The organism is Candidatus Omnitrophota bacterium, assembly GCA_040755155.1.
In the GTDB taxonomy this organism is placed as follows: Bacteria; Hinthialibacterota; Hinthialibacteria; order Hinthialibacterales; family Hinthialibacteraceae; genus JBFMBP01.
In genome coordinates this window covers 21,365-47,639 of record JBFMBP010000153.1, presented here as the reverse complement: position 1 = coordinate 47,639, position 26,275 = coordinate 21,365, and the positions used below count along the sequence as shown (strand labels likewise).

Here is a 26,275-nt window from a genome sequence, read left to right as displayed (position 1 = left end):
TTATCTACTTCATCCATGATCTGTTGGAAGGCGAAATGGAGAAGTAAAATGCCTTTAAAAGTTACCTTCACCCGCCGGGAGTTTTTGGAAAAAAGCGGCCAAGGTCTTCTGGCGGGTTCCGCCGCCTTTATGGCGTCCTCGCAGACGATCGCTCATGAGTCCGCCGCCAAGCCGCCTAATGTGATTCTCATTCTTACCGACGACCAAGGCTATGGCGACCTTGGCGTTCATGGCAACGATAAGATACGTACACCGAACATCGACCGATTTGCCGGGGAAAGCGTGGAGTTTACGCAATTCTTCGTTTCTCCCGTCTGCGCCCCAACGCGCGCCAGCCTCATGACCGGACGCTACAATTATCGCACCGGCGTCGTCGACACCTATTTAGGCCGCGCCATGATGCACGGCGGCGAAACCACGCTCGCCGAATTGCTCGGCGGGACGGGCTATCGCACGGGCATCTTCGGCAAGTGGCATCTGGGCGACAATTACCCTATGCGCCCCATCGACCAGGGTTTCCAGGAGGCGCTGGTTCATAATGGCGGCGGCATCGGCCAGCCCGCCGATCCTCCAGGCAATAGGTATCACAATCCCATTCTTCAACGCAACGGCAAGGCGGAAAAACACGAAGGTTATTGCACGGACATCTTCACTTCCGCCGCCATCGGCTTCATCCGCGAGAACCGCCAGCGTCCCTTTTTCTGCTATCTCGCGACCAACGCTCCCCATACGCCGCTGCAAATCGACGATTCTTACGTCAAACCTTACTTGGATATGGGCCTCGACGAGACAACTGCCAAAGTCTACGGCATGGTAACCAACATCGACGACAACATCGGCAATTTGTTGGCCGAATTGAGAACCCTCGGCCTGGAACGCAACACGATCGTCATTTTCCTCACTGACAACGGCCCGCAGCAGACTCGTTATACGGCTGGACTGCGCGGCTTAAAAGGGCAAGTCTATGAAGGGGGCATTCGCACCTCTTTCTTCATCCGCTGGCCGGAGCGTATACAAACGGGCGCGAAAATTGACCGCATCGCTGCTCATATCGACATTCTGCCGACTTTGCTCGAAGCCTGCGGCGTTTCCAAACCCGATAATCTCGCCATCGATGGAAAAAGCCTGCTACCGCTCCTGACGCAAAAAACTCCCGCTTGGCCTGATCGCACGCTGTATTTTCAATGGCATCGCGGCGACGAACCCATTCTCTTCCGCAACTGCGCCGCCCGCGGCCAACGCTATAAACTCATTAATGGCGAAGAACTCTACGATATGAATGCCGATCCCGGCGAAAAGAACGATATCGCCGCCGTCCATCCGGATATCGCCGCTGCCATGCGTAAAGATTGCGAGAAATGGTTCCGCGACGTTTCGTCCTCGCGCGGCTATGCTCCCCCCCGTATTCAACTAGGAACGCCGTATGAAAATCCTACGATCCTCACTCGCCAAGACTGGCGCGGCCCCCGCGCCGGTTGGAGCAAAGATTCTCTCGGATATTGGGAAGTCGAAACAGCCGCAGCGGGAACGTATAAAATCATCTTGCGCTTTGATCCCGTCCAAAACGCCTCTGAAGCCCATTTTCAACTGAGCAGCGCAACCGCGACCCAGCCTATACAAAAAGGAGAGGACTCTTGTATATTCTCTTCTGTATCCTTGAACTCCGGCGCGGGAAGACTGGAAGCCTGGATTGAATCGAATGGAAATTCGGTTGGCGTAAATTATGTAGACGTAAGCAAACAACCATAAACCATCGAAAAATATCGTTGTACATATTCCTTTACCAAGGGGGAAAATCTAATGAGAACGGTATTTTCATCCTTCGCGTTGTTCCTTTTCTGTTGTTCCTCGTTCGCCCAGTCGTGGGATATTTCAAGCCTCTTCGACGATTACAAAACGGAAGGTTGGTATATTTACTCGGCGCCGCGCGCTGGAACGGAAATCACTCAAAATAGCGATGGAACCGTCTCTATTGCCCGGCTAGGCGCCGACAGCCAGACGGTCTACCTCACCCATGACGTTTCCTGGATCGAACCGCCCGACGGAACGGCGGAATTTTGGTATTTTACCTACGAGTTCCGGCTAAGAGTCGATCAAATCGGCGGTCCCAACAGCGGCGCCGCTGACGAACACGGCGACCGTTCTTCCATCTATCCCCTCAAAAACCGTCCCGACGGCGTCGTGGATACTTACTCGAATGGACGCACTTGGCTTTGCAGTTTCGATAAGAATTACATCGGCAGCCGCTATTTCGCCAATGCGTTGCTACCTATCTATGAACTGGATTTATCCCAATTTCACGTGCTGACATTCGTCTGCAAATTCGATTATGTCCTTTATGACGAAAAGGTTCTCCTCGCGCCCGACATCAATTACGGCGAAGCCTTTGAAGGAGACGCCTACCCCGACCGCGCTTTGGGAGATCACTCCCCGTGGACGCTCTACGTCGACCGCAACTTCGTCGAACCGGCCTTGACCGATATGCCCGGCAGCGGTTGGAATGGCTGGGGATCGCCCGCCGTCGATGCGGACGGCATCATGCAAATCGGCTTTCAAGGCAACACGCGCGGCAAGATCACGCTCGATTATTTCCGCACCGGCAACGGCATTATTCTCGATCCCAACGAACCGGTCCGCACCGGCGTTCTAAGTTGGCGTTTGTGGGAAATATTCGAATAAAAGAAACTGAGCGAAAAATTACGCCATCAGCCCTCTCTCTTTTTCCTGGGAGCGGAGCAATTGTTGCAGTTTGTTGATCCAGGCGAGGAGTGGTTCTATTCCTTTATCGCGGTCGATGGGAAGATAGGTTAAGTGGGAGAATTGTTTGGGATCGAGGGAAACGCCTTCCCGCGCCATTTCTAGAAATTGCAGGCCGATCTCTACGGCCCGCTCGCTTTTATTCACTATGTGGATGGCTCGGCATTTAAAAACGAATTGCGATTGATTGACCTTCCCTTCCGTAATCTCCGCTACGCTCACCAATACCCCCCGTTTCAGACGGTAATCCTTGGCGGCGCTGAAGAGATTGAGCCGTAGGAAAATCTCCTCATCTGCATTAGGCAGATCGTCGCTACGGACGTTCATCATAATCACGGAGGCGCCGATGTCGGATAGGCTGCGCACAAGGTAGGACGGTATCGGCGCATGGCGGTTGTTTTCATATCCCGTAATCTCGCAAAAATGATCTTCAATCCGAGGATACGCCCGGAACCGCTTGCGCCGGTTGATCGACAGCAAGGCGTCGGGAAAGGATATAAACAAAGCGTCTTTACCCACTAACCGTTGGCCCTTGTTGGAAAGCGGCTTCTCGATGCGTTTCAGGATCGAGCACATTCCCCCCAGGCGGACGCTGGCCGAGATAAACATGATGCCGACTTTCGCGCCGACTGCCGCCGCTTCCTGAGACAATTCTTGATACGGAACGTTCTCGGCGATAAAGAAATCCTTCTCCATCTCGAAATGCTTTTTCAACGATAAATAAACCGTATCTTCTTTTCCCAACGGATTGGTCTTCGTCAATTTGAGTTTCTTCTCCTCGGCGGAATCGATGTTGAAAACGCACTCCACCTGGTTGAAAGAACTCAAAATGTTATAAATCGGACCCACTTCCGCGATAGTAATTTCCGGCGTTTGAATCAATTCGCTGAACCGCATCGTTTCCTCGCAGGCGAAATCCGCCGTTTTTATAGGATGGTTATATCAACATGCTATATGAATAAAATTTACAACTCTCGGTTTTATAAAGCAAGATTATTTATTTGATAGGATCCCGACAAAATCCCTTAATTTGTTTTTGTCTTTTTCCTTTGAATAGCGCTTGCGCATCCCTGTCAATTATAGCCTTTCTTTGGTCAAAGAAAAAAAACTGTCGTTTAGCGCTCTGCGGCGTAAGCATTATGCAATGATATGAAGATTATAATGCGCAAGTAAATGAGGATTCGATGTCCACTGAAAAATGATAGGAGTATTTCTGTAAAAATTATTATGGAAATGTTGCGAAAAAATTCAATCGCGCATTATCGCCATCTTGTAAAAAGAAATAAATAGCGTTATGTTAACGAAATAGTGTTTTTAGGATTCGAGAATAAAAGGGAGGCGTTGGTTTGGAAACCAGGATATCGAAAATGAATTATAAGACGATATATGACCGATTGTTTTTGCGCTTTCTCATTGTCTTCGCCGCGTCTTGCGAGATATTGGAGGCGCATCCCGAAACGCATGGATTCGCCTCGATCCCGATGGCGACCGGTTCCAGCGCGGCGAATTTCTATTTCCAATACGAATTCGAACAGCCGACGTTATTGGAAAATCGGTGGTCGGCGATTCCCGGCGGCTTTCAATTGGGAACGCCGGCGGGCCGCGTGGCGTTCGCGGCGTTCAATTCGGGAGAGATGCCGTCATCCAACGATAAATTAGGGATGCAAGTTCAGGTTCAGGGTAAACAAGTTGCGTTTCTACTGGCCATGAATCCGATTCAAAATCAAGGAAAGCCAGTTTTATTGCGTTTAATTGCGCGAGCCAACGGCCTAGACGCGCAACTGGCTCTCGTTGCTCTAAAAGGCGACTTACAGACGGGAGAGAATATGGATGGCTCCATCGCGACTCATATTCCCGCTAATTCTTCAAAGATGATCGAATCCGAGTATTGCCTGACCTTGCTCTATCAACCCGATTCAGGGACGGATATCACTCCCGCCATTCAAGTCGCCGGAACCGGCGGCTTCGGAGTGACGACGGTGTGGATCGACCGGTTGGAAGTCTATTTAGTGGAGGACGCTCTTTTCGCTTCGAAGAGCCTTACTTTTCCCGCAACGCCGGCGCCAAGCGGGATTTCGGTTACAATTCCTCTTCCCAATCTTCCCGAAGGCGCGAAGCCGTTGGAGATGGTCTTGATTAAAACGGGGATGTTTGTAATGGGTGCGCCTTACAGCGAACGCGGACGATCGAACGATTACGATTGGCCGCCGCATGAAGTGACGATATCGAAGGATTTCTATTTGGGGAAATATGAATTAACACAAGCGCAGTGGCAAGCGGTTATGGGGTCGAATCCATCCAATTTTCAAGGAAATCCAAACAATCCCGTTGAAAATCTCTTATGGAGCGATTGCCAGGAATTCATTGAAAAATTGAACCAACTAGGTCAAGGAATCTTTCGTTTGCCCACGGAAGCGGAATGGGAATACGCTTGCCGAGCGGGAACAAGGACGCGATTTTCTTATGGGGATATTCTTGAAACAGACGATCAACGGGAATTTTCGCCGATTCACGACCAGTATATGTGGTGGTGCACAAATTCGAGCGATCAGCCTCACGAAGTAGGTTTGAAACTGCCCAATCCTTGGGGACTTTATGATATGCACGGAAACGTATGGGAATGGTGTTCGGATTGGTGGGAAGCGCCTTACGCGAGATGGCCGCAAGTCGATCCGCAAGGTCCTGAAACAGGGACGTCCATTGTTATCAGAGGCGGGAGTTGGTTCGATTATTCCAGCAGTTGCCGTTCGGCGTTCCATTATACGGTTTCTGAAGGTAAGTACTATAACATAGGGTTTCGCGTTTGTAGAATTCCATAATTTATTTTGGATGGAATGCAGATCGAAGAAATAATTTGCGCCAAGAGAGCGAGCCTATCAAAAAATTATTTATCGCTGCGATTCACGAAACCAGCACTTGAGTCACCCGGCGTTCGAGTTCTTCCACTTCGAAAGGTTTAGTCATATAGACGGCGACGCCCACGTTGCGGCCTCTTTCCTTATCTTCTTTCGATTTGCGGGCTGTGATCATGATGACGGGGATATTTTTCGTGCGCGGATCCTGGTTGAGCCTCATGCAAAATTGATAGCCGTCCATCACCGGCATTTCGCAGTCGGAGGTGATGATATCGGGGCTTTCTGCGATGGCGGCTTGCAGTCCTTCGCGGCCGTCTTCCGCCGTGATGACGAAAAAGCCGATTTGGCGGAACATCTTGGCGACGACTTCGCGAACCAGCGGGCTGTCGTCGACGACGAGGGCTTTGAATTTTTTGCTCTTGCGGGGCGCGTCGACGACGGAGGCGATGATGCGTAAATTTTCGCCCGATTCGAAGGGATAGCGCAGAACCTGATGCACGCCGGATTCGAAGCAGTTTTCCTTCGTCTCCAGGTTCCATTCGCGGCTAAGAACCATAACGGGGATATGATTGAGCAGTATGGATTCTTTGATGCGTTCGCACAATCGAAGTCCGCTCATGTCCGGCAGTTGAAAATTGCACAGGACCAAATCCGGCGATTCGGCGGCGGCGGTTTTTACGCCTTCTTCGCCGGAATCGGCGGCTACTAAGCTGTACCCCGCCGACATGAGCTTTTGCCGAAGAGAGACCGGCGGATCTTCCAGCGAATGGACAAGTAGGATTTTTTTGGGCCAAGGAAGGACATGCCGCAAGATGGCTTCGATTTGGGCTTCAGTATGAGGCACGGGTAGAAAAGCGTCGGCGCCGATTTTATAAGCGAAATCCGCGCCGTCGTCGCGGGAAGCCGTTACCACGAAAAGAGCGCGTCCCATGTGTTCGTCCACTTTCACGCGGGCGACGACGTTGACGTCGGCTTGTTCGATGATCGTAGCCTGGATGAAGATGAGATCGGGTTTGGCCTGCCACAGTTCTTTCAACAAATCGCATTCGTTGCGCATTTCGATGGGATCGACGCCGTTTTTCAAGCACGACTTGACAATGAATCGCGAGATCAACGGACTTGTGCTGGCAACAAAGGCTCGTGGTATTCCGCTCATGTTATGGCTTCACCCTCAAAAAAGAAATCAATTCGCCGCCCTGCTTTTTTCTCCCGCATGAGAAATTCTCAGAGGCTGTCTATAGCCTTTGGAAAAATAGTAACAAAAAAAGGGGTTGCATTTAAGGCGTGAATAGGAGAAAGCGCAGAAGTTTTCTTGATGGACGCTTAGGAATGCACGGGGATAAAATGGCCGAATAGAATAAGCGGACGGCGCCGATTCAAGGCGCCATCCGCGTCGATAGGATTTCGCAATTCTCTTATGCGTTATAGGGATAACGGGCTTCTTCGATCGATAATCCGCGCACGTCGATTTTCGAGAGGTCCGCCGTTCCCAAGCCCACACGTTCGGCGAGCAGGAGATGATTGTCGCATTTCTCGAACGGCGCCGTTCCACGTTCGGCTCTGGGATTCGCATAACCCATCACGGCCGTTCCTACAGCGTCGGTAGAGACGGGATTCAGACCCGCCATAACGATGCCGGGGGCGGTGGGTTTAATCTTGGCGTTCCAAAATCCCTCGCCGCCTTTCATGGATGTGATGCCGTCAATGACGGCTAGGTGAATCGGCCGGGCGGCGCAGATATCCACGACGATACGGGGAACGACGACGCCCGCAACGGCGTCTAATACTTTTTTTGCGCCGGGCAAGACGATATTCTTTTTGCCCCAGCCGCTGGTTCCGTGCATAGCGCCGCGCGCTTGGGTAGCGTCCTCGGAACCGGCGTCGTCGCCGTAAAGCGAGCAGGGAGTGATTCCGAACATATTTTTCATCGAGAGAGTAACGCCAGCGGTTTCATGATTTTTTAGTTTGTTTAGCGAGACGAAGATATCCGCGTCTTCATACGAGTGATTCAGTTGGAAGGAATTGAAGAGATAACCTTCACCGGGGACTTTTAATTCGCAATATTTTTTGCCCTGACCAAGATTGCGGGTGTTTTCCGCCTCCACGCCATTGATTTGCATAAGCGATTTTACGTCCCAACCGACCATTTCCATGGCTTCTTCCAAAGTTTTTTTATAATAGGCGCATTCGATAAAGCGAACCCTTTTCGCTCCTTCCGCCATTAATATGGAAGCGAGGGCGCAAGCCGTGGCGCCGTGAGTCAAGTAAGTCTCTCCCGGAGGTTTGCTGAACAGGGTCTGATAGGGGCTGCCAGTAAAGTTCACCTTCACTGCTACGGTTTTGCCTTTGACGAGAGAACCGACGCCGCCAAGAAGGTCGAAGCATTTCTTGATCGATTCTTCCACTTCTTTGCCGTATGTTCGGCAGCGGGCGATAGCGACTTTGGCATTGGCTAGATGAGCGGGGGAAATGGCGGCGGAGGGCGCCGTCTCTTGGGTTTGCGCATAAGCCAGCGCCGCCGGACCGGCGGCGGCCAATCCCAATCCTAACCGTAAAAAAGAACGGCGGCTGCAAAGATGAGACTCTTGTATTCTATCCTTCATCGTTATTCTCCTAATCGATCGAGGAATGGAGTTCGTATTGATTATTATTTTGGAATCTCATAATAATGCGTAATATCGGAAAAAGAAACAATCCTGTTCTACAAGGGGGTGGATTTGGGAAAATCGCTTTATGATAGGCGGTTGAATATTTCCCCCTTGGATTAAGCAAAAGATATAGGATAATAGGCTGCGCTTTGTTAAGCGACTACTAACAATAGGGAGGGCAATCGAATGATGCAAGGGAGAATCGAGAAGTTTTTTTCCCTTAGTAAAATCGTGCGGGCCATCGTTCTGGCAGCGACGGGATTCATGTGTTTCATCTTCACTGCAAATGGAGAAGAATTGGCGGGAAATCGCCTGGTCATACACGCCGATAAGGGCGGAGCCGAGATCGACCGGAATATCTATGGGCACTTTTCCGAGCACCTGGGAAACTGCATTTACGACGGCTTCTGGGTGGGCGAGGATAGTCCGATCCCCAACACCCGCGGCATTCGCAACGATCTTGTGGAGGCGATGAAGAAGATTCATACGCCGGTGCTGCGCTGGCCGGGGGGATGCTTCGCCGACGAGTATCACTGGAAAGATGGAATCGGGCCTCGCGATCAGCGGCGTCCGATGGTCAATACTCATTGGGGCATGGTGACGGAAGGAAACCAATTCGGAACGCACGAATTCATGGACCTGTGCGAGCAGATCGATTGCGAGCCGTACATCTGCGGCAACGTGGGCAGCGGTTCCGTGCAGGAAATGCAGGAATGGGTCGAATACATGACGTTCGACGGCAAAAGCCCAATGGCGGATTTACGGCGCCAGAACGGGCGGCAAGAGCCGTGGAAAGTGAAATACTGGGGCGTCGGCAACGAAAGCTGGGGCTGCGGCGGCAATATGACGCCGGATTATTACGCCGATCTCTACAAGCGTTTTCAGACTTATTTGCGCAATTTTTCCGGCAATCGGCTATATAAAATCGCCTGTGGCGCCAACGGTGGATGGGCGGACTGGACGGAAGTTCTTATGAAGCAAGCGGGTAGAAACATGAACGGCCTCAGCTTGCATTATTACTGCGGTTCGGGCAAGAGAAGCCGCTCGGCGACGAAATTCGACGAAGAGGATTGGTTCGATCAAATCGATCGCGCTTTGAAAATGGATGAGATTTTGGTGTTGCATGGATCGATCATGGATAAATACGATCCGCGAAAGAGAGTGGGGCTGATCGTGGACGAGTGGGGCGCATGGCATGAGGTCGAACCGGGAACCAATCCCGGCTTCTTGCGCCAGCAAAATTCGCTGCGCGACGCGCTGGTGGCGGGCCTCACGTTGAACATCTTCCATCAGCATTGCGACCGCGTGAAGATGACGAACATCGCACAGACCATTAACGTGCTGCAATCGATGGCGTTGACCGATGGGGAAAAAATGCTGCTGACGCCGACGTATCACGTCTTCGATCTCTACCAGGTTCATCAAGACGCCATTTCTCTACCCACGGATTTGCAATGCGGAGATTACGAATTCGGCGGTAAGAAGATTCCCTCATTGAACGTCTCCGCCTCGCGGGATCAAGCCGGTAAAATTCACATTTCTTTGTGCAATTTCGATCCCAAAAATGCGGCGGAATTGAACTGTGAGTTGAAAGGCATTCAAGCGAAAAGCGTCTCCGGACGGCTGCTGACCGCCGACGAGATTACAGCGCATAACACCTTCGACAAACCGGAAAACGTTAAACCGGTTACCTTCAATGGAGCCAAGATCGACGGCGGGAATTTAACGGCGAACTTGCCGCCAAAATCTGTCGTGGTTTTGGAAATCGAATAAGCGGCGAACATTTATATCTCATGTGACGCACGTAGGCTTTTTTCATGGAATTTGCCATCTTTACAATTCCTCTCCCAAGATTGGGAGAGGTTAGGTGAGGGTTGATTTGATAGAACTTACCACCCTCACCCTACCCCTCTCCCAAAGGGCGAGGGAATGAAAATGCGTATCATGAGCTAAATAATAAGACTCGATTTTCCTTTCGGCAAATCGAAACATAGTATCGTATTATTGCCATCAACCATCCAGCGTCCGCTATCCAGTTGCAACGGGCGCTGGATTTCTTTTAATGGGTTGGCTTCTTGCTCCATTCGAGGAGGCGCCGTAAGAATGCCGGGAATTCGGATTGTGTAATGAGGACATGCGAAAGGCGCGAGAAAATCGATGCGGCCGTTCGTTTTTTGGATGCGGGTTAATTCCTTGGCCGCCCAATAGCGGGCGATTTCGCTTAGTTTCATCCAAATAATATTGTCATGAGCCGAATGCAGGCGAAGAACGGCTTTTTGCAAAATTCGGAAGCCGATCTCGTCGCCGTTGAAATAAATCCCCGGCCAATGGCATACCATAATCGCCGGTTCGCCCCGCGCAATCACTTGGGGCAACCGTCCGCCCTGTCCATCTTCCGTTATCAATAGATCGGCGGAACCGGGAACCAGGCCATCCCATCCGCCAAACCAATCGCCGGTGCAGCCGATGATGGAGACGACGCATTCGGGATGGGGGCCGTCGATTCCAGCGGCGTATTGTACTAAAGGCGCAACGCTTTGTTCGTCGGTGAACAAGTCGCGGAAATAATGGGGAATCTCGGCGTTGAAAACATCGCGGCAGGATTGCAGCGTCGCCTGCGCCAACGCGGGACGGGAACGGCTCCCGAATCCGCCGGGCGTAGTGATCCCTTCGCATGAAAATCCGGCGTTTTTGAGAATGCGCAGCGCATAACTTAGGTATTCCGTCAATTCGTCCGCCGATTTGCCCACCGACCAGCCCCAATTTTCCATATAGTTTTCGCTGCGTTCAGGAAAAGGACGTCCCGTTTTCACGTCGATTACCCAAGTATGCGTAATCATTTCCGGATGGATGTCCCAGTTCGGCGCCATGAGGGTGCGAACCAGATTCAAACTCTCTTCCAATTCCCGTTTGGACCAGCCGGGAAGATCGCGGTCCAGCCAGCCGACGCAAGCGGGGCAGGGAACCTGGCTGTATTTGCCTTTGACGCCATGCTCGGCGCACCATTCCCCGAATTTTCGCACGAAAGAGTCGGGAATCTCGCGCGGCAGTTCGCGCCAAGGTTGCCGGTAGCGATCGGGGAATACTTCGTTGAATTGGGGAATGCCGAAGTGAGCCAAGTTAACCAGGCAAGTCGAATCGTCAATGATTAGGCTGACGGGGACGCGGTTTTGAGGATTGAGAACAACAATGTCCTGCGAAGATGGAGGGCGTTCTCCAAGATTTTGCGCTAGAACAGATCGAGTTTCCCACGCCAAAGCGGCTCCTGCGGCGTTCAGAGCGGAATTTCGTAAAAAACGGCGGCGCGTTTGCTGGTTCATTATTTTTCTCTTTTCCCGCGATTGAAATGGATCGAGACATGCCGTTTGCTTCTGTAATTTGATAAAATATCAAAAAATTCCAAGAAAGCGAGGTTTCGCACTATGAAACGCTACGGCATGGTTATTAAAGTGCGTCCGGAAAAATTGGAAGAATATAAAAGATTGCACGCCGCCGTCTGGCCGGACGTTTTGGATATGATTAAGCAATGCCATATCCGCAATTATTCCATATATTTCAAAGACGGCTTTCTCTTCAGCTATTTCGAGTATGTTGGAGCCGATTTCGCCGCCGACATGGCCAAGATGGCGGCCGATCCAACGACGCAGGATTGGTGGAGCCATTGCAAGCCTTGCCAGGAACCATTGGAAACGCGGGCGGAAGGTGAATGGTGGGCCAATATGGAAGAGGTTTTTCATGTGGATTGAGTAACTCATGTTACGCAGTCTGGGAGCGCGGGCATCCTGCCCGCAGGTTGGAGCAGCCGATCCAACGCAGCGTATGGATTTTATTTTTCGTTGCGCTATTGGAACACGAAACCACGAAAAGGCGCGAATTCCTCGAAATGTATTGAATCACGGATATCACGGATGCTTTAGGATTACACGGAAAAATCCTTTTTATGGCGCAATCCCTAATGTTAATTGAATTTAAGTTTTTTTCGTGTTTTCTTCATTCTTTCGAGTTTTCGTGATTCAATCGAAGATCCCAATATCACCTTAGTTTTTTCGCCGCGCGTAACATGATTGAGTAAGATTTTCGCCAGACCTCTGCAATAAAAAGGAAAAATTGATGCGCCGAAAAAATTCTTCGAAAAAGATGCGGATACTGATAGGTTCCAATCCCTACGCCAAGGAAGTGCAGGGGAAAGCCAACGAACCGATTTGCGTCGCCCGGCTGCTGGAACGGGCGGGGGATTATCTGAAAAATCCCGATGGCGCGACGTTGGAGGAAATATATGACCGGCTGGAAGAAAACGCGCCTCGCGTAGCCGTGATTACGGGTTCGCCCGATCAACCCGCGCATATTATGGATGAAGCGGCGATGTTGAAAGCGGTTGCCAGCCTTTGGAATCGCGGCGCCGTTCCCTTCGCCTTCGGCGTTCCCGTCATGTGCGATGGAACGGCGCAGAGCACGCAGGGGATGTGCTACTCCCTCGCCTCGCGCAACCTGGTCAGCGCCATAGTCGTCAACCAGATGGAAAGCCACTCCTACCACGGCGCTTTCGTCCTTCAAGGCTGCGACAAAACCCCCTTCGCCATTGTCAACGCCCTCGCTTCGCTGGACGTTACACGGCGGGCGAGGGGAGAAGCGCCCGTCTTCGGCGTCTTCGCTCCCGCTCATGTCTTGCGCGGCGGCGTTTTTCCTGACGATTTGCGAAGCGATCTGTTGCAAATCGCCGCTCGCGCCGATGAGAACGGCGCGCCGGATATCGGCGGCGATATACGCGAAACGCTGCGTTATCTATTGCAATGCACCACGAACCAGGCTTTTCAAGGCATTCTGAAGCGGGCGGAGCAAAAAGGGATCATTTCGATCAAACGGCATAAAGAATTGGAAAAACGCTTAGCCGTCCATACTTGCCACCGGCTGGGCGGCATTTGCGCTTTCAACGGAACCGGCAACAGCAGCCGCCATCTGGTTTGCGCTTTGGGATTGGCCCATCCAGCGTTGGATTTTTTAACCGAGCCGCCAACGTTCGGGCAAGTGGATGAAGCCGTGGTGGATATGCTTTCCGTATGCAACGATTCCGCTTTCGGCGTCTCAAATATCGTCATTCAAAATATCGAAAACGCTGTGCGCGTCCATAGCGCGATGGGGGGATCGACCAATTTGACGATGCATTTGGTTGCTTCCATGATTTACGCTGGACGCCGCTTCACATTGGCGGATTACGACCGCATCCGCCGCCAATTTCCTATTCCCGATCTCTTCGATTTTAGCTTGACGCTGGGGCGCGATATCTTCGCGCTGGCGCGGCAAAGCGAAGAGGGACGCATTCGCGGGGTGGATACGATGCTGTACGAACTGCGCCGCAACGGCGTTCCCATCGCCGAGAACGCGCCGACAATGACTGGTACGACCTGGAAGCAGCGGTTGAAAAACAAACAGCGTCTCGCCGCTGCGAACGTGAAGGACAATCCCATCATCCTTTCCCACCCTCGGCGGGCCGTCAGTGGAATCGATATCCTGCAAGGCAATTTTTTCGATTCCGCCATTGTGAAAATCAGCGGGATGCCCGATGTGCAGTTAGACGAATTCGACAATAAAATCGCCGTGGTTCTCTATTGCGAAAACGAGGAGGAGGCGACGTCGCGCTTGCTCGATGTTGATCTGCTGAATCGTTTTCAAGCGATGGCAAAACTAAATCGCCAGACGCTTCTTTGCATCCACCGGCATAATACCAGCGAGAACGATCCCTCCTTAGAGAAGATCAAGGGGACGCAGCGCCTTTTCCGGCGCTTGATCGAAGATTCGGCGCTGCGCATTGCGCTTATTATCGCTGGCGTTGGGCCGGAAGGGTATGGAATGCCGGAAATGTTTACGCCCATGCACCATATCAATTGCAATCAGTCGTTGAAGAAAATGGTTACGATCATCAGCGATGGGCGTTATTCCGGCGTAAGTTACGGCGCCGCCGTCGGTCACGTTACGCCGGAAGCCTACCGGCGCGGGGGCATTCTTTACCTTGCGACCGGCGATTTGCTGTTGCTGAGTCTACGGAAATGGCGCATCGATCTACTTGACCTAGAAGCGCTTCGTAACGGCGAGATTCGCCCTTATCGTGAAAAGTTGGAAGTCGAACGGAAAGCCTTGGGGGAAAAGCGATGGAAGCGCATGAATCGCCGCCTGGAAACTATCGATCCCAGCAACCAGATGAGAGATATCGCGGACGCATCGCAAGGCGTGGTTCCATTGCATGTATGGAAAAGAGCGGTCAACTCTTCATTTTAACTCATGAAGCGTCTTGAGATTTCGATACAAGCTGGTTGAGGAATCTTACTAGTAAAAGAATTGATTTTCTATACAACTTCTATATAATTGGATTTATCATAATTGGAGGCTCATGCAAAAAGGATTAAGTCTACGCTTTAATTCTCCCCCCAAGTTTGGGGGGAGTTAGAGGGGGGTTGATTTTATTAGGCTTAAGGCAACCCTCTCCTAACCTCCCCCACGCTTGGGGGAGGAATAATGGAGTTTTGCAAGAGGCTCATTGGATAATAATTTGATCTAGTCGTAATTTTTATATATACAATCCATATTTTGAAGAAAAGGAGATTCACGATGAAGAAATGGGCCTCTGTTTTATTCGTTGCGTTCTTGTTGGCGGGCTGCGGATCGGTTCCATACAAAAAGCCACTCGTGCTCAGTCCCGTCGGACCGGAGAAATGCGAGAAAGTGGCGATTAACCAAGCAGTGATTATCGTCGATTCTTCGCGTTCGATGAAAAGCGAGGAAAAAATCGCCCTCGCTAGATCGTTGGTGGAATCGTTCGTTTCGGCGATCCCGGACGGCGATTTTTCCACGAGTTTGATCGTATTCGGCGGCGATAAGTTGGAGGTAGGAACCCTGAAACCTTTCAATCGCTCCGAACTAGCCGCAGCGGCGAAAGATATCCCTTATTTGAGTGGGATTACGCCTATGGAAGGCGCTATTAAAGGCGCTGCTTCCGTTCTGCAAGGGAGGCAGGGGAAGACGGTGGTCATCCTCTTCAGCGATGGACTTCCCACGTTTGCTCCCGGTGCATTGAAAGCGATGAAGGAGTTAGTAAAGGCGGGACAGGGCGAAGTTTGCATTCACGCCATCCAAACCGAAGCTAGCCGGAAAGGGAAAGAATTTCTGAATAAACTCGTCGAATTAAGCCCATGCGGAGAATATCGCATGGGGACGGATCTCTATAACGAGTATACTATGGTGGATTTCGTTCGTAAGATATTCATCGTATCGATTCCCGACAGCGACGGAGACGACATATGCGACGACGCGGATCAATGTCCCGATACGCCCAAGGGGGCAAAAGTGGACGACCGGGGCTGCTGGACCGTTCCCGGCGTTACCTTCGAATACGATAAGTCGGTAATCCGGCCTCAATTCTTCCCCGAACTGGATGATATGGCGAACGTATTGAAGGAGAATCCGGGAATAAAGATTTATGTAGACGGTCACACCTGCGATATCGCCACCGAAGAATACAATCAGAAACTATCCGAACGCCGAGCCGATGCCGTACGCAGCTACTTTATCGAAAAGGGCGTTGAAGCTTCCCGCATGACGGCGCGCGGATTCGGCGAGACTAAGCCGATCAAGCCGAATACGTCGGACGAGAACCGGGCGTTAAACCGCCGCGTGGAATTGACGATTATGAAATAGATCGCCGTTCAAGATATTTCAATCAATGAACGAAGGACGGGCAGGCATTGCGCTTGCCCGTTTTTTATTGCCGTCTTTTCTTATCATTCCGCGATAAGGAAAGACGGCAAATATTTTTTTTAGAAATTTTTTTATGAATAACCTTGACGATGATTCTATTTATAATAGAATTGCAAACAGGTTTGCAAAGCAAACTCATTTGCGAATAACAAGCGTTTACGGAGGTCAATTACTATGATTTCTCAATTGGATTTTCAAGAAATTGAACGAAGGGCCAAGAGATCGCTCATGCAAGACGGTCTCCTAGAGATTTTTCTAGGATTGTATTTGACGATTTTGGGCGTTGTGATGATCGTTTGGATAAAGTGGATTTCCATTCCTACTTTCTTGTTGCCGTTTCTCTGTTATTTTTTTATAAAGTACGTCAAAAAGCGTTTAATTTATCCCCGCATGGGTTATGCCTCGTTAAATTCGGAGGAAGAATCCCATCCCTGGATAACCTTGTCGAAAAAACTTCCGGGAATAGTGGGAGTAACTTCCTTGTTTTTGTTGCTTGCTGCAGCGACTATCCCACTTTTCCAATGGTTTCTAGGGAAAAATTTAGGGTGGAATTTTTGGTCGCTGCGGTTTTTCCCCGCTATTTACGGAATTGTGTTGGCTATAGGACCAGTAACTTTGGCGTCCCAATATCAATCTCCACGTTGGCTGTCGTTGGGGATAATCTGCATAATCAGTGGAATCGTTATTCCCTTTTTTTATAGCCTATCTTTTTATGAAATTCTTGGAAGGCAGATTTTTCTAATTGGAATAATCTCAACCATCATGGGAGCGATCGTTTTCATCCGTTTTTTGCGAATGAATCCGTTTCCGCCGGAGGATATCGCTCATGAAATCTAAGGAATCCCATTCCGGCGATTTTCAATCTCTTCCCGAAATCGATCGTTTGGTGCATGAACCGGCGCGGCTTGCGATCATGGCGGTTTTATACGCCGTGGATTGCGCGGATTTCTTGTTCGTTATGCGTCAAACCAGCCTAACACGGGGAAATTTGTCTTCGCACATGAGCAAGCTGGAAGAAGCGGGATATCTCGAAATCAAGAAAGAATTCGTAGACAAAATTCCCCGAACGCTCCTTAGGATAACCCCCAAAGGACGCCAGGCGCTTAAAGCGTACCGGGAAAATATGAATGAAGTATTGCGCCAGTTGCCGGAATAGGCGATATCGATGAACGCGGCGGCGAAATCGTGGATTCAGGGAGGCCAAATAAACCATGAATATAAGGTTCGAATCTTATTCGAAAAGAAATTTTTCACCAAAGGTTTTTCACATCGGTTGACTTAAACCGGCGTCGAGATGTTGATATAATCGTAAAATTTCCTGGATTGGAAATATGTTTTGGAAAAGGGGCGATGCGGAACCATGTTTTCGCTTGCGTATAATATTCGATGAGTTTCTTCGATAAGATAAAAAAAATAAGCGAGTTGGCGGAGATTATCGAGAATCTGCATAAGGATCGGAAAAAGGCGATCCTGTGCCATGGTGTTTTCGATCTGCTTCATATCGGGCATATCCGGTACTTGCACAAGGCGAAAAAGTTGGGCGATGTTCTCATCACGACCGTTACGCCTGACCGCTTTGTGAACAAAGGGCCGCATCGTCCGGTATTTCCAGAAGGTTTGCGCGCGGAATCGCTGGCGGCGCTTGATTTTACGGATTATGTAGCGATCAACGAATGGCCGACGGCGGAAGAGACTATCGCGGCGTTGAAGCCGGACGTCTACGCCAAAGGCGCCGAATACCGCGACAAACGCACGCCGGAGATCATGCGGGAAGAGATCGCCATCGCCGCCGTCAACGGCGAAATCGCTTATATCGAGGATATTACATCCAGTTCGTCTTTCCTCATCAACAAACATTTCTCGCCGTTTCCGGAGTCCGTGGAACAATATCTGCATTCTTTGAGCGAGACCTATTCCGTGCAGGATATTTTGAAATACCTCCATTCGGCCAAGGAATTGAAGCCGTTGGTGATCGGCGAAACCATCATCGACCAATATTTTTATTGCAATGCGCTCAATATCTCCGCCCACGCTCCCATTTTGCCGATGAAGTACATATCCGACGAGGAGTTCGTCGGCGGCGCGGCGGCCATAGCCAACCATCTGGCGGGCTTTTGCGGCGAGGTGGGATTGTTGTCGATGCTGGGAAGCGAAGAGCCGCGCGAGGATTGGATTCGCCAACGGTTGAACAAAAACATCCATCCAACATTTTTACGAAAATCCAATTCGCCGACGATCGTCAAGCGCAGATATCGCGAACCATATTTCGAACTTCCTGTTTTCGAAGTGTATACGATGAACGACGAACCGCTCAACGAGCGGGACAGCCAAACGTTATGCTCTCGCCTGGAGGAAATGCTCAGCCGCTACAATTTGATTATCGTCGCCGATTATGGACATGGGATGATCGACCGGCCGGCGGCGCAAGCGCTGAGCAGCCGTTCGAATTTTCTCGCTTTGCTAACCCAGGCCAATGCGGGAAATATGGGCTACCATACGATTTCGAAATACGCGAAGGCCGATTTCGTTTGTTTGTCGGAAGAGGAGATGCGCTTGGAATGCCGCGACCGTTATAGCGGCTGTTATCCCCTTGTTCAACAAATCGCCAAGAAAATGCAAGCGGATCAAATCGCGATCACGCAAGGCAAGCGGGGATGCACCTGCTACCGCAAAGAAGAGGGGTATTTGGAGTCGCCCGCCTTGGCCATCCGCGTCGTGGACCGTGTTGGCGGCGGCGATGCTTTCTTCGCTCTTGCTTCGGTTTGCGCTTACCAGTCGGCGCCGTTGGATATATTGTCGTTTATGGGCAATGTGGCTGGCGCCGAAGCCGTAGCCGTGGTGGGCAACCGCGAACCCATTGATTCCCTATGCTTCACGCGCCATATTGAATCGTTGATGAAATAATAAGTCATGTAATGCGCCATGGGAAATTATAGGAATCTCTTACCATCGTCGTTTGAATCACGAAAACACGAAATGAAAAAGAAAAACACGAAAAAAGGAAAAGCGGTTGGCGCAAGGAATAGCGTTGCGAAAGAGATTTTCCGTGATATCCAATAGAATCCGAGATATCAGTGATTCAAATATTTCGTGAAATTCGAGCCTTTTCGTGATTTCGCGATTCAATAACGCTACATAAAGAAACCTTTACGCTTTTCTTGAATGATGGTTCCAATTGGTTGTGAAATACTTATCCCCTAGGCGAGAGAACAGCGACTTCGTAACATGAAATAATAATTCTGGATGGAAATGGAATATTTGCTAGGACAATATAGACGGGTTTTTCCTCAGCGCATCGTTCTTGGCGAATAGGAATATTTGGATATGACCCCTGCGCCCATTAAAGAGATGGAGAAGATCGCCCGGCGTATTCGCGGGCGGGTGGTGGAACTTTCCCACCTGACCAAAACGCAGCATCTCGGCTCTTCGCTCTCCTGCGTGGATATCTTGACAGCCTGTTATTGGAGCGTTCTGCGCATCGATCACCAGGCGCCCGGCGATCCTTGCCGGGATCGTTTTATATTAAGCAAGGGACACGCCGCCCCGGCGTTGTACGTTGCGCTGGCATACAAATCTTTCTTTCCCGAAGAGTTACTAACCACCTTCGCCCAGGACGGCAGCCATTTCGCCGAGCATCCATGTCCCAAGGGCATCCCCGGCGTCGAAGCGGCGACGGGATCGCTGGGACATGGCTTATCGTTGGGCATCGGCATGGCGCTGGCGGGCCGTATTTTGAGGCATACGTACCGCGTGTTTGCGCTGCTTAGCGACGGCGAATGCAACGAAGGCTCCGTCTGGGAAGCGGCGATGATGGCCCCTGCGCACGGCTTGGACAACATCGCCGTCATCGTGGATTACAACCGATGGCAGGCGACGGGACGCAGCGAAGAAGTGCTGGCGCTGAAGCCGTTGCGGGAAAAATGGGCGGCTTTCGGATGGGACGCTCATGAAATCGACGGCCACGATCTATCGGCTTTATGCGCGCTGCTCCATACCGTTCCCGACGGTTCCGGCAAGCCAAGAGCGATTATTGCCAAGACGGTCAAAGGCAAAGGCGTCTCTTTCATGGAGGACGACAATAACTGGCATTACCGCGTTCCTACGGAAGAAGAGGTGTTCGCGGCGAAGCGGGAGTTGGGATTGGTGGAATCATGAGAAACGCTTTCGCCGCTGTTGTAACGGAACTTACGCAGGAAGACCCCAGGCTGGTGTTATTAGCGGGGGATATCGGCAACCGTTTGTTCAATCAGTTTAAAGATTTCAGCCCCAACCGCTTTTACAATTGCGGCGTCGCCGAAGCCAATATGATCGGCGTCGCGGCGGGGATGGCCATGAGCGGATTGCGTCCCATCTGCTACACCATTACCCCTTTCATCACAGCGCGGTGTCTGGAGCAAATCCGGGTCGATCTCTGCTATCATAATGTCCCCGTAACCATCGTTGGCACCGGCTCCGGCCTTTCCTACGCCAGCCTGGGCGCTACGCATCATTCTTGCGAAGACATCGCCATGCTGCGCGTTCTTCCGGGGATGACGGTGATCTGTCCGGCGGATGCTGTGGAAGTGAAAGCGGCGGTGCGCGCCGCCTTGAAGCATGACGGACCGATTTATATCCGCATCGGCAAGAAAAACGAACCCGTCGTTCACGCCGCCCCGCCGGATTTCGTTATCGGCAAATCGATTTGCCTGCGTCCAGGAAACGACGTTTGCCTTCTGAGTACGGGAAATATGATCTCCGTTGTTTTGCAAGCGGCAGAAAAGCTGGAACAAGCGGGATATTCGGCGAGAGTGGAAAGTTTTCACACCGTGAAGCCATTGGATGAAGAATGCTTGAAAAAAGTGTTCAGCCATTGCCGCGTCGTGGCGACGATCGAGGAACATAGCCTGATCGGCGGCTTCGGCGCCGCCGTAGCGGAATGGCTTGCCGATCGTCCGCCCTTCCCGGCGAAATTAGCGCGGTTTGGTTCCGCCGACCGCTTTCTCTATGAGACCGGCTCTCAGAATTTCGCTCGAAGACAGTACGGTTTGGATGCGGATAGCATCGCAGAGAAAATTAAAAATCTTCTTTAATTCCATTCATTAATAGTAGAATACTCTATGCCTGGGATTCTCATCGGAATCGATTTCGACAATACAATTGTGTGTTACGACGGCCTCTTCCATCGCGCCGCTATGGAATTGGGATTGATCCCTCAAGACGTTCCTGATTCAAAAAACGAAGTACGGGATTACCTGCGCCGCCAGGGAAGGGAAGACGACTGGACGGAATTGCAAGGGCGCGTCTACGGTTTGCGCATGTTGGAAGCGCAGCCCTATCCTGGAGTCGCCGATTTTTTCCGCGATTGTTGCGCTTGGGGCGTTAAGCCTTGCATCGTCAGTTTTAAAACCCGCTATCCCGTCATCGGGCCGCGTTGCGATCTTCATCAAAGCGCGCAAGCTTGGCTGGAAGAGAATGGCTTTTACGAAAAAGACGGGATCGGATTATCGCGGGAGCAAGTATTTTTCGAATTAACGTTGGAAAAAAAACTGGAGCGCATCGCCGAGTTGGGATGTTCTTGGTTTATCGACGATCTTCCCGAATGTCTGCGCCATGCGCAGTTTCCATCTCAAGTGAAGAAGGTTTTATTCGATCCTCATTATCTATATTCTTCCGACGGCGATTATTCGATCTTTCATTCGTGGGAAGAGATAATTTCCTCATTGAGAAGCAGCTGGTTTCGAATCGATTAGGGATTACGAGCGTAGGATGAGTCATGCCGTTTGACCCATCCATTATTGAAAACCGATGGGTCAAAAAACGCGACTCATCCTACTTTTTAATTAATTAAAAGGCGTTGGCGTGATTACGGAATCCGAAATTCAAGCCGCTATTCCCTCCTTGTTGAAGTCCGCCGGTCTGAACGGCGATTTTTCGCTGCATCCCGTTCCTGGCGGCGGCAACAATCGCGGCTACCGCATCGAATTGGATCGATCCCGTTATTTTCTCAAAGCCTATTTTCGCCATGAAAACGATCCTCGCGACCGGCTCGATTCCGAATTTCGCTTTACGCAATTCGCCTGGAATCAAGGGCTGCGCGCTTTGCCTCAACCCTTGGCGCGGGATTCCGAGCATGGTATGGGACTGTATGAATTCGTCGAAGGGCGGCGGTTGCAGGCGAGTGAAATTACGGAAGAAAAAATTCGCATCGCCGTCGATTTTTTCCGGGAGGTAAATCGCCATAAAGAAGCGCCGGAAGCGCAAATGCTGCCCATCGGCTCGGAAGCGTGCTTCAGCCTGGCGAGCCATCTGCGTTGCGTCGACCGCCGTCTGCAAATGTTGGAAGCCGTGAAAGATGCATCACCCATAGACGGCGCGGCGAGAGATTTCATCCAGAATGAAATGAAAACAATATGGGCGCGAATCAAAGAAGCCGTCAACCGATCTGCTGGCGGTCCTGCCGCCATGGAAAGGGAGTTGACTCATGACGAACGCTGCCTTTCGCCATCGGATTTTGGTTTTCATAACGCCTTGTTGACGCCGGAAGGACGCATTCGCTTTCTCGATTTCGAATACGCCGGTTGGGACGACGCCGCTAAGATGGTCTGCGATTTCTTATGCCATGTGGGAACGCCCATCCCGCGATCATTGCATCCTTTTTTTATTGATATTATAGTTAATGATATTTCCAAGCCGGAAATCCTGTTGCGGCGCATTGCGCTTTTGCGGCCCGTCTATCAGGTCAAATGGTGCTGCATCCTTTTAAACGAATTTATCAAGGTCGGCGCCGACCGCCGCCGCTTCGCTTCTTCACCGGAAGTTTTCGACGCCGTCAAGGAGGCGCAACTCGCCAAGGCGCGCGCCATGTTCGGCCAAATCGATTTGAATGCCGCGCCGTTTGTGGAAATGAGGGTGACTAAATAACGCATGTTGCGCACGAAGACCATTTTATTATGATTTTGCTGTTTTCCCTATCCCTCTCCCAAGATTGGGAGAGGTTAGGTGAGGGCTGATAAGATTAAACTTAGCCCCCTCACCCTAACCCTCTCCCAAAGGGCGAGGGAATGGAAATGCGTAAAATGAGCGAATAATATTCAGAACTAGAAGGAGAAGGCTTATGGGCCGTTTGTTGAACATCGTTACTCCTCTGCACAAAAGAGCGAAACGGGCGTATATCGACCGCATGGTTGACGATAAAGTCCATTGCATGTTGAAAGCGAAGGAATACGAATACGACTATTGGGACGGCGACCGCCGTTATGGCTACGGCGGTTATAAATACGACGGGCGTTGGTCCGTCGTCGCTAAGCAGTTAATCGACATTTATAACTTGAAATCCAACGCCAAGATTTTGGACGTGGGCTGCGGCAAGGCGCATTTGCTTTACGAACTGAAGCAATTACTGCCCGAATCCGAAGTCGTCGGCTTCGACATCTCCCGCCACGGCCTCGCCGACGCGCCGGAAGGCATCCGCGATCATCTGATCCGCTATCGCGCGCAGGACGCCTATCCTTGGGGCGATAATTATTTCGACCTGGCGATTTCGCTGGGCTGCCTGCATAACCTGCGCATTTTCGAGCTAGAGACGGCGCTGCGGGAAATCGAGCGCGTGGGCGTTAACCGCTATGTGATGCTGGAAAGCTACCGCAACGAGCTGGAGCAATTCAACCTGCAATGCTGGGCGCTGACCTGCGAATCCTTCTTCGATACGGCGGAATGGATTTGGCTATACCGCCATTTCGGATATACAGGCGACTACGAATTTATCTATTTCGAGTAATTTCTATTTCTAAAATAATGGGCGCCAAGGGCAAGGTTTTTTCTGCCCTTGAGCAGGAACATAACAACCGGGAGAGACATCGAATGACATCCGTGAAAACCATGAAGGCGGCGATACTGGTGGAATCCAACCAGCCGTTGGCCATCGCTGAAATCGCTCTGCCTTCGCAACTCGATATCGGCCAGGTTTTGGTGCAGATTCATTACAGCGGCATCTGCGGCGCGCAGATTAACGAAATCCAGGCAGCCAAGGGACCGGATAAGTTCCTGCCCCATCTGCTGGGTCATGAAGGCGTGGGAACGGTGATCGAAACCGGCCCCGGCGTTACGGCGGCCAAACCCGGCGATCTTGTAGTGCTGCATTGGCGGAAAGGGAAGGGAATCCAAGCCAATCCCCCCGCTTACGATTGGAACGGCCAGCGCGTCAATTCCGGCTGGGTGACCACTTTTAGCGAATATTCCATCGTTTCGGAAAACCGCATTACGCCCATTCCCAAGGATTTCGACCAGCAGACCGCGCCCCTCTTCGGCTGCGCCGTTACGACGGCTATAGGCGTCATCAACAACAACGCTCAAGTAAAGATCGGCCAATCTGTCGTTATCTTCGGAGCGGGAGGCGTCGGCCTCAACATGGTCCAGGCGGCGGCGATGGTCTCCGCCTATCCCATTATCGCCATCGACCTTTTCGACGACAAGTTAAAGCTGGCTTCCAAATTGGGCGCAACCCACATTATCAATTCCAACAAAACGGATGCGAAAACAGAAATCCAGAAGATCGTGGAAAACGCAGGCGTGGATGTCGCCATCGATAACACTGGCCAACCGCGCATCATCGAACTGGCTTATGAATTGACCAAACCGCAAGGGAAAGTCGTATTGGTAGGCGTTCCCAAAAAAGGGAATAATATTACTATCTATTCTCTGCCGATTCACTTCAAGAAAATCATCACCGGCTCCGAAGGCGGCGAAACGTATCCCACGGAGGACATTCCCCGCTACATCAAATTATGCCAGGCGGGGAAATTGAACTTGAAAGAAGTGATTACGGACCATTTCCACCTAGACGACATTAACATCGCCATCGAGAAAATGACGAAGGGCGAGATTACGGGGCGGTGCTTAGTGAAATGCAAGCCGTAGTTTCTATTTGACTGGTTTAAAATACCCTTTTTATTAGATTAGAACTGAGAAAAAAATGAATCTTGGCGGGGAATACCTAACCGAAAACGAACTAAAAAATTACGGTTTTCGCCGACTGGGCAAGAATATAAAAATCCATAACCGCGCCAGCGTTTACGGCGTGGAGAATATATCGCTAGGCGATCATGTTCGCATTGACGACTTTACCATTATCATCGCTACGGGGCCGTTAGAGATTGGCCATTATGTAAGCATCCCCAATTTCTGTTTTATTGGTGCGAAGTACGGCCTTGTTATGGAAGATTTCGTCACCTTGGCGCCGGGGGTGAAAATATTTACTTCTAGCGATGACTATTCGGGAGAATTTCTTTCAGGGCCGATAGTTCCGCCGGAAATGACTGGGGGGAAGAAAGGGAAAGTCACTCTCGGAAAGCACGTCCTGATTGGAGCGGGAAGCGTCGTGCTTCCCGCTTGCGCGTTGGGTGAAGGCTGCTCGGTCGGCGCGCTTTCTCTCGTCAACAAAGACCTGGAACCGTGGGGCGTCTATGCGGGCGTTCCCGCCATTAGGCTCAAAGATCGCCGTCAAGATATGTTGGAATGGGAAAAGAAACTGAAAGAACAAGGCAATGGATATTGATATCGGGACCTACAACGCCGATCCGGAACAATATAAGAAATTGGTGCAGGAATTATACGCCCAGCATCCGCCGATCACCCTGCCGCCGGAATACGCCAGTTTTATTGAAAAGGATATGCTGCGGTTTCTGATCCGGTTAGCGCGATATAAATTCGTCGCCCGGTTAATCAAGAAAAGCGACTGTCTATTGGAGATCGGTTCGGGGTCTGGACTCGGCTGCATTTTTCTCAGTCAGCATTGCACCGAAGCCACGGGCGTCGAATTGAAATGCACGGAAATAGAAGAGGCGCGATCTATCAATCGGCGTTCGAATTGCAAGTTTATTCAAGGCGACTTGTTCGAATTGAATCTTCCAGAAAAATTCGACGTAGTTATTGCCCTGGACGTCATCGAACACTTGACCGTAGAGCAAGGGAATCGATTGATCGCCGCTATGGCTTCCCGATGCAAGCCACATGGAATGATCGTCATCGGCTCGCCAAGCATTTATTCCTATCCTTATCAAAGTCCGTTAAGCCAAGCATCCCATGTTCATTGTTATGAGCAAGAAGAGTTGATGACTTTGATCGATCAATATTACCATCGCACGATTGCGTTCACCATGAATGACGAACTGGTTCACACGGGATATTCCAAAATGGCGTGGTATTATTTCGCCATTGGTTTTTCTCCCAAATTAACGGAATAAAGACGAAGATCGATCTCAAACCGAGCATCTTCGATTTGGTGATGAA

The 26,275-nt window shown here is 50.8% G+C and carries 22 protein-coding genes; 18 read left to right on the top strand and 4 right to left on the bottom strand.

Translation table 11 applies throughout. From position 1 onward, the window contains the following. Positions 1-48 precede the first annotated feature (48 nt). Together AB1656_23885 and AB1656_23880 are read left to right on the top strand one after the other, a co-directional pair. Positions 49-1,749, top strand: coding sequence for an arylsulfatase (locus tag AB1656_23885; GenBank protein MEW6238437.1), 1,701 nt, complete (start codon positions 49-51; stop codon positions 1,747-1,749). A gap of 51 nt (positions 1,750-1,800) precedes the next feature. Beyond that, entirely contained in the window at positions 1,801-2,679 is an 879-nt protein-coding gene (locus tag AB1656_23880) for a hypothetical protein (GenBank protein MEW6238436.1), read from the top strand. Between the two features lie 18 nt (positions 2,680-2,697). On the opposite strand, the gene AB1656_23875 is transcribed toward AB1656_23880, so the two are convergent. After that, positions 2,698-3,654 carry a hypothetical protein gene (locus tag AB1656_23875; protein MEW6238435.1) on the bottom strand — a complete coding sequence of 319 codons (957 nt, stop codon included), beginning with the start codon at positions 3,652-3,654 and terminating at the stop codon, positions 2,698-2,700. Positions 3,655-4,124: 470 nt separating this feature from the next. Here AB1656_23875 and AB1656_23870 point away from each other — a divergent pair, with 470 nt between their 5' ends. Continuing rightward, positions 4,125-5,576: a formylglycine-generating enzyme family protein gene (locus AB1656_23870; GenBank protein MEW6238434.1), complete on the top strand. Its 1,452-nt coding sequence runs from the start codon at positions 4,125-4,127 to the stop codon at positions 5,574-5,576. An 82-nt stretch (positions 5,577-5,658) separates the two neighbouring features. On the opposite strand, the gene AB1656_23865 is transcribed toward AB1656_23870, so the two are convergent. After that, on the bottom strand, positions 5,659-6,768 hold the full coding sequence (locus AB1656_23865; protein ID MEW6238433.1) for a response regulator: 1,110 nt from the start codon (positions 6,766-6,768) through the stop codon (positions 5,659-5,661). A gap of 259 nt (positions 6,769-7,027) precedes the next feature. Next, a complete protein-coding gene (locus tag AB1656_23860) occupies positions 7,028-8,215 on the bottom strand; it encodes a DUF362 domain-containing protein (GenBank protein MEW6238432.1) in 1,188 nt (395 codons plus the stop codon). Positions 8,216-8,524: 309 nt separating this feature from the next. Here AB1656_23860 and AB1656_23855 point away from each other — a divergent pair, with 309 nt between their 5' ends. After that, positions 8,525-10,033: an alpha-N-arabinofuranosidase gene (locus AB1656_23855; protein MEW6238431.1), complete on the top strand. Its 1,509-nt coding sequence runs from the start codon at positions 8,525-8,527 to the stop codon at positions 10,031-10,033. 176 nt (positions 10,034-10,209) lie between these two features. On the opposite strand, the gene AB1656_23850 is transcribed toward AB1656_23855, so the two are convergent. Further along, positions 10,210-11,580 carry a hypothetical protein gene (locus AB1656_23850; protein MEW6238430.1) on the bottom strand — a complete coding sequence of 457 codons (1,371 nt, stop codon included), beginning with the start codon at positions 11,578-11,580 and terminating at the stop codon, positions 10,210-10,212. Between the two features lie 102 nt (positions 11,581-11,682). Between AB1656_23850 and AB1656_23845 the strand changes: the two genes are divergently transcribed. From AB1656_23845 to AB1656_23780, 14 genes are all read left to right on the top strand, one after another. Further along, positions 11,683-12,006 carry an L-rhamnose mutarotase gene (locus AB1656_23845; GenBank protein ID MEW6238429.1) on the top strand — a complete coding sequence of 108 codons (324 nt, stop codon included), beginning with the start codon at positions 11,683-11,685 and terminating at the stop codon, positions 12,004-12,006. Positions 12,007-12,370: 364 nt separating this feature from the next. After that, on the top strand, positions 12,371-14,533 hold the full coding sequence (locus tag AB1656_23840; GenBank protein MEW6238428.1) for a dihydroxy-acid dehydratase: 2,163 nt from the start codon (positions 12,371-12,373) through the stop codon (positions 14,531-14,533). A 330-nt stretch (positions 14,534-14,863) separates the two neighbouring features. Next, positions 14,864-15,949: an OmpA family protein gene (locus AB1656_23835; GenBank protein ID MEW6238427.1), complete on the top strand. Its 1,086-nt coding sequence runs from the start codon at positions 14,864-14,866 to the stop codon at positions 15,947-15,949. 288 nt (positions 15,950-16,237) lie between these two features. Then, positions 16,238-16,846, top strand: coding sequence for a hypothetical protein (locus AB1656_23830; protein ID MEW6238426.1), 609 nt, complete (start codon positions 16,238-16,240; stop codon positions 16,844-16,846). Beyond that, positions 16,836-17,165 (top strand): transcriptional regulator, encoded by a 330-nt coding sequence (locus AB1656_23825; GenBank protein ID MEW6238425.1) that lies wholly within the window; start codon positions 16,836-16,838, stop codon positions 17,163-17,165. Before AB1656_23830 ends, AB1656_23825 begins: the two co-directional genes overlap by 11 nt. 230 nt (positions 17,166-17,395) lie before the next feature. Next, positions 17,396-18,913 (top strand): PfkB family carbohydrate kinase, encoded by a 1,518-nt coding sequence (locus AB1656_23820; GenBank protein ID MEW6238424.1) that lies wholly within the window; start codon positions 17,396-17,398, stop codon positions 18,911-18,913. Between the two features lie 420 nt (positions 18,914-19,333). After that, positions 19,334-20,164 (top strand): transketolase, encoded by an 831-nt coding sequence (locus AB1656_23815; protein ID MEW6238423.1) that lies wholly within the window; start codon positions 19,334-19,336, stop codon positions 20,162-20,164. Beyond that, positions 20,161-21,078 (top strand): transketolase C-terminal domain-containing protein, encoded by a 918-nt coding sequence (locus tag AB1656_23810; protein ID MEW6238422.1) that lies wholly within the window; start codon positions 20,161-20,163, stop codon positions 21,076-21,078. The genes AB1656_23815 and AB1656_23810 overlap by 4 nt, the downstream gene beginning before the upstream one ends. Positions 21,079-21,105: 27 nt before the next feature. Next, positions 21,106-21,738, top strand: a complete 633-nt coding sequence (locus tag AB1656_23805) for a hypothetical protein (GenBank protein MEW6238421.1) — start codon at positions 21,106-21,108, stop codon at positions 21,736-21,738. A gap of 109 nt (positions 21,739-21,847) precedes the next feature. Further along, positions 21,848-22,909: an aminoglycoside phosphotransferase family protein gene (locus AB1656_23800; protein MEW6238420.1), complete on the top strand. Its 1,062-nt coding sequence runs from the start codon at positions 21,848-21,850 to the stop codon at positions 22,907-22,909. A gap of 193 nt (positions 22,910-23,102) precedes the next feature. Further along, positions 23,103-23,765: a class I SAM-dependent methyltransferase gene (locus AB1656_23795; GenBank protein MEW6238419.1), complete on the top strand. Its 663-nt coding sequence runs from the start codon at positions 23,103-23,105 to the stop codon at positions 23,763-23,765. A gap of 83 nt (positions 23,766-23,848) precedes the next feature. Next, the gene (locus tag AB1656_23790; GenBank protein MEW6238418.1) at positions 23,849-24,904 is read left to right on the top strand and encodes a zinc-binding dehydrogenase; all 1,056 of its coding nucleotides are present in this window, start codon (positions 23,849-23,851) and stop codon (positions 24,902-24,904) included. Positions 24,905-24,959: 55 nt separating this feature from the next. After that, complete coding sequence (locus AB1656_23785; GenBank protein MEW6238417.1) at positions 24,960-25,541, top strand: acyltransferase; 582 nt, start codon at positions 24,960-24,962, stop codon at positions 25,539-25,541. Beyond that, on the top strand, positions 25,531-26,229 hold the full coding sequence (locus tag AB1656_23780) for a class I SAM-dependent methyltransferase (GenBank protein MEW6238416.1): 699 nt from the start codon (positions 25,531-25,533) through the stop codon (positions 26,227-26,229). The genes AB1656_23785 and AB1656_23780 overlap by 11 nt, the downstream gene beginning before the upstream one ends. Positions 26,230-26,275: the final 46 nt, after the last annotated feature.

Bases quoted from the DNA above. Each gene is read 5' to 3' on its own strand.
- AB1656_23835 (MEW6238427.1), top strand. From the start codon at position 14,864: ATGAAGAAATGGGCCTCTGTTTTATTCGTTGCGTTCTTGTTGGCGGGC.
- AB1656_23875 (MEW6238435.1), bottom strand. From the start codon at position 3,654: ATGCGGTTCAGCGAATTGATTCAAACGCCGGAAATTACTATCGCGGAA.
- AB1656_23795 (MEW6238419.1), top strand. From the start codon at position 23,103: ATGGGCCGTTTGTTGAACATCGTTACTCCTCTGCACAAAAGAGCGAAA.
- AB1656_23805 (MEW6238421.1), top strand. From the start codon at position 21,106: ATGCCTGGGATTCTCATCGGAATCGATTTCGACAATACAATTGTGTGT.
- AB1656_23855 (MEW6238431.1), top strand. From the start codon at position 8,525: ATGTGTTTCATCTTCACTGCAAATGGAGAAGAATTGGCGGGAAATCGC.
- AB1656_23885 (MEW6238437.1), top strand. From the start codon at position 49: ATGCCTTTAAAAGTTACCTTCACCCGCCGGGAGTTTTTGGAAAAAAGC.
- AB1656_23880 (MEW6238436.1), top strand. From the start codon at position 1,801: ATGAGAACGGTATTTTCATCCTTCGCGTTGTTCCTTTTCTGTTGTTCC.
- AB1656_23830 (MEW6238426.1), top strand. From the start codon at position 16,238: ATGCAAGACGGTCTCCTAGAGATTTTTCTAGGATTGTATTTGACGATT.
- AB1656_23840 (MEW6238428.1), top strand. From the start codon at position 12,371: ATGCGCCGAAAAAATTCTTCGAAAAAGATGCGGATACTGATAGGTTCC.
- AB1656_23810 (MEW6238422.1), top strand. From the start codon at position 20,161: ATGAGAAACGCTTTCGCCGCTGTTGTAACGGAACTTACGCAGGAAGAC.
- AB1656_23825 (MEW6238425.1), top strand. From the start codon at position 16,836: ATGAAATCTAAGGAATCCCATTCCGGCGATTTTCAATCTCTTCCCGAA.
- AB1656_23815 (MEW6238423.1), top strand. From the start codon at position 19,334: ATGACCCCTGCGCCCATTAAAGAGATGGAGAAGATCGCCCGGCGTATT.
- AB1656_23870 (MEW6238434.1), top strand. From the start codon at position 4,125: ATGAATTATAAGACGATATATGACCGATTGTTTTTGCGCTTTCTCATT.
- AB1656_23865 (MEW6238433.1), bottom strand. From the start codon at position 6,768: ATGAGCGGAATACCACGAGCCTTTGTTGCCAGCACAAGTCCGTTGATC.
- AB1656_23820 (MEW6238424.1), top strand. From the start codon at position 17,396: ATGAGTTTCTTCGATAAGATAAAAAAAATAAGCGAGTTGGCGGAGATT.
- AB1656_23785 (MEW6238417.1), top strand. From the start codon at position 24,960: ATGAATCTTGGCGGGGAATACCTAACCGAAAACGAACTAAAAAATTAC.
- AB1656_23860 (MEW6238432.1), bottom strand. From the start codon at position 8,215: ATGAAGGATAGAATACAAGAGTCTCATCTTTGCAGCCGCCGTTCTTTT.
- AB1656_23780 (MEW6238416.1), top strand. From the start codon at position 25,531: ATGGATATTGATATCGGGACCTACAACGCCGATCCGGAACAATATAAG.
- AB1656_23850 (MEW6238430.1), bottom strand. From the start codon at position 11,580: ATGAACCAGCAAACGCGCCGCCGTTTTTTACGAAATTCCGCTCTGAAC.
- AB1656_23790 (MEW6238418.1), top strand. From the start codon at position 23,849: ATGACATCCGTGAAAACCATGAAGGCGGCGATACTGGTGGAATCCAAC.
- AB1656_23845 (MEW6238429.1), top strand. From the start codon at position 11,683: ATGAAACGCTACGGCATGGTTATTAAAGTGCGTCCGGAAAAATTGGAA.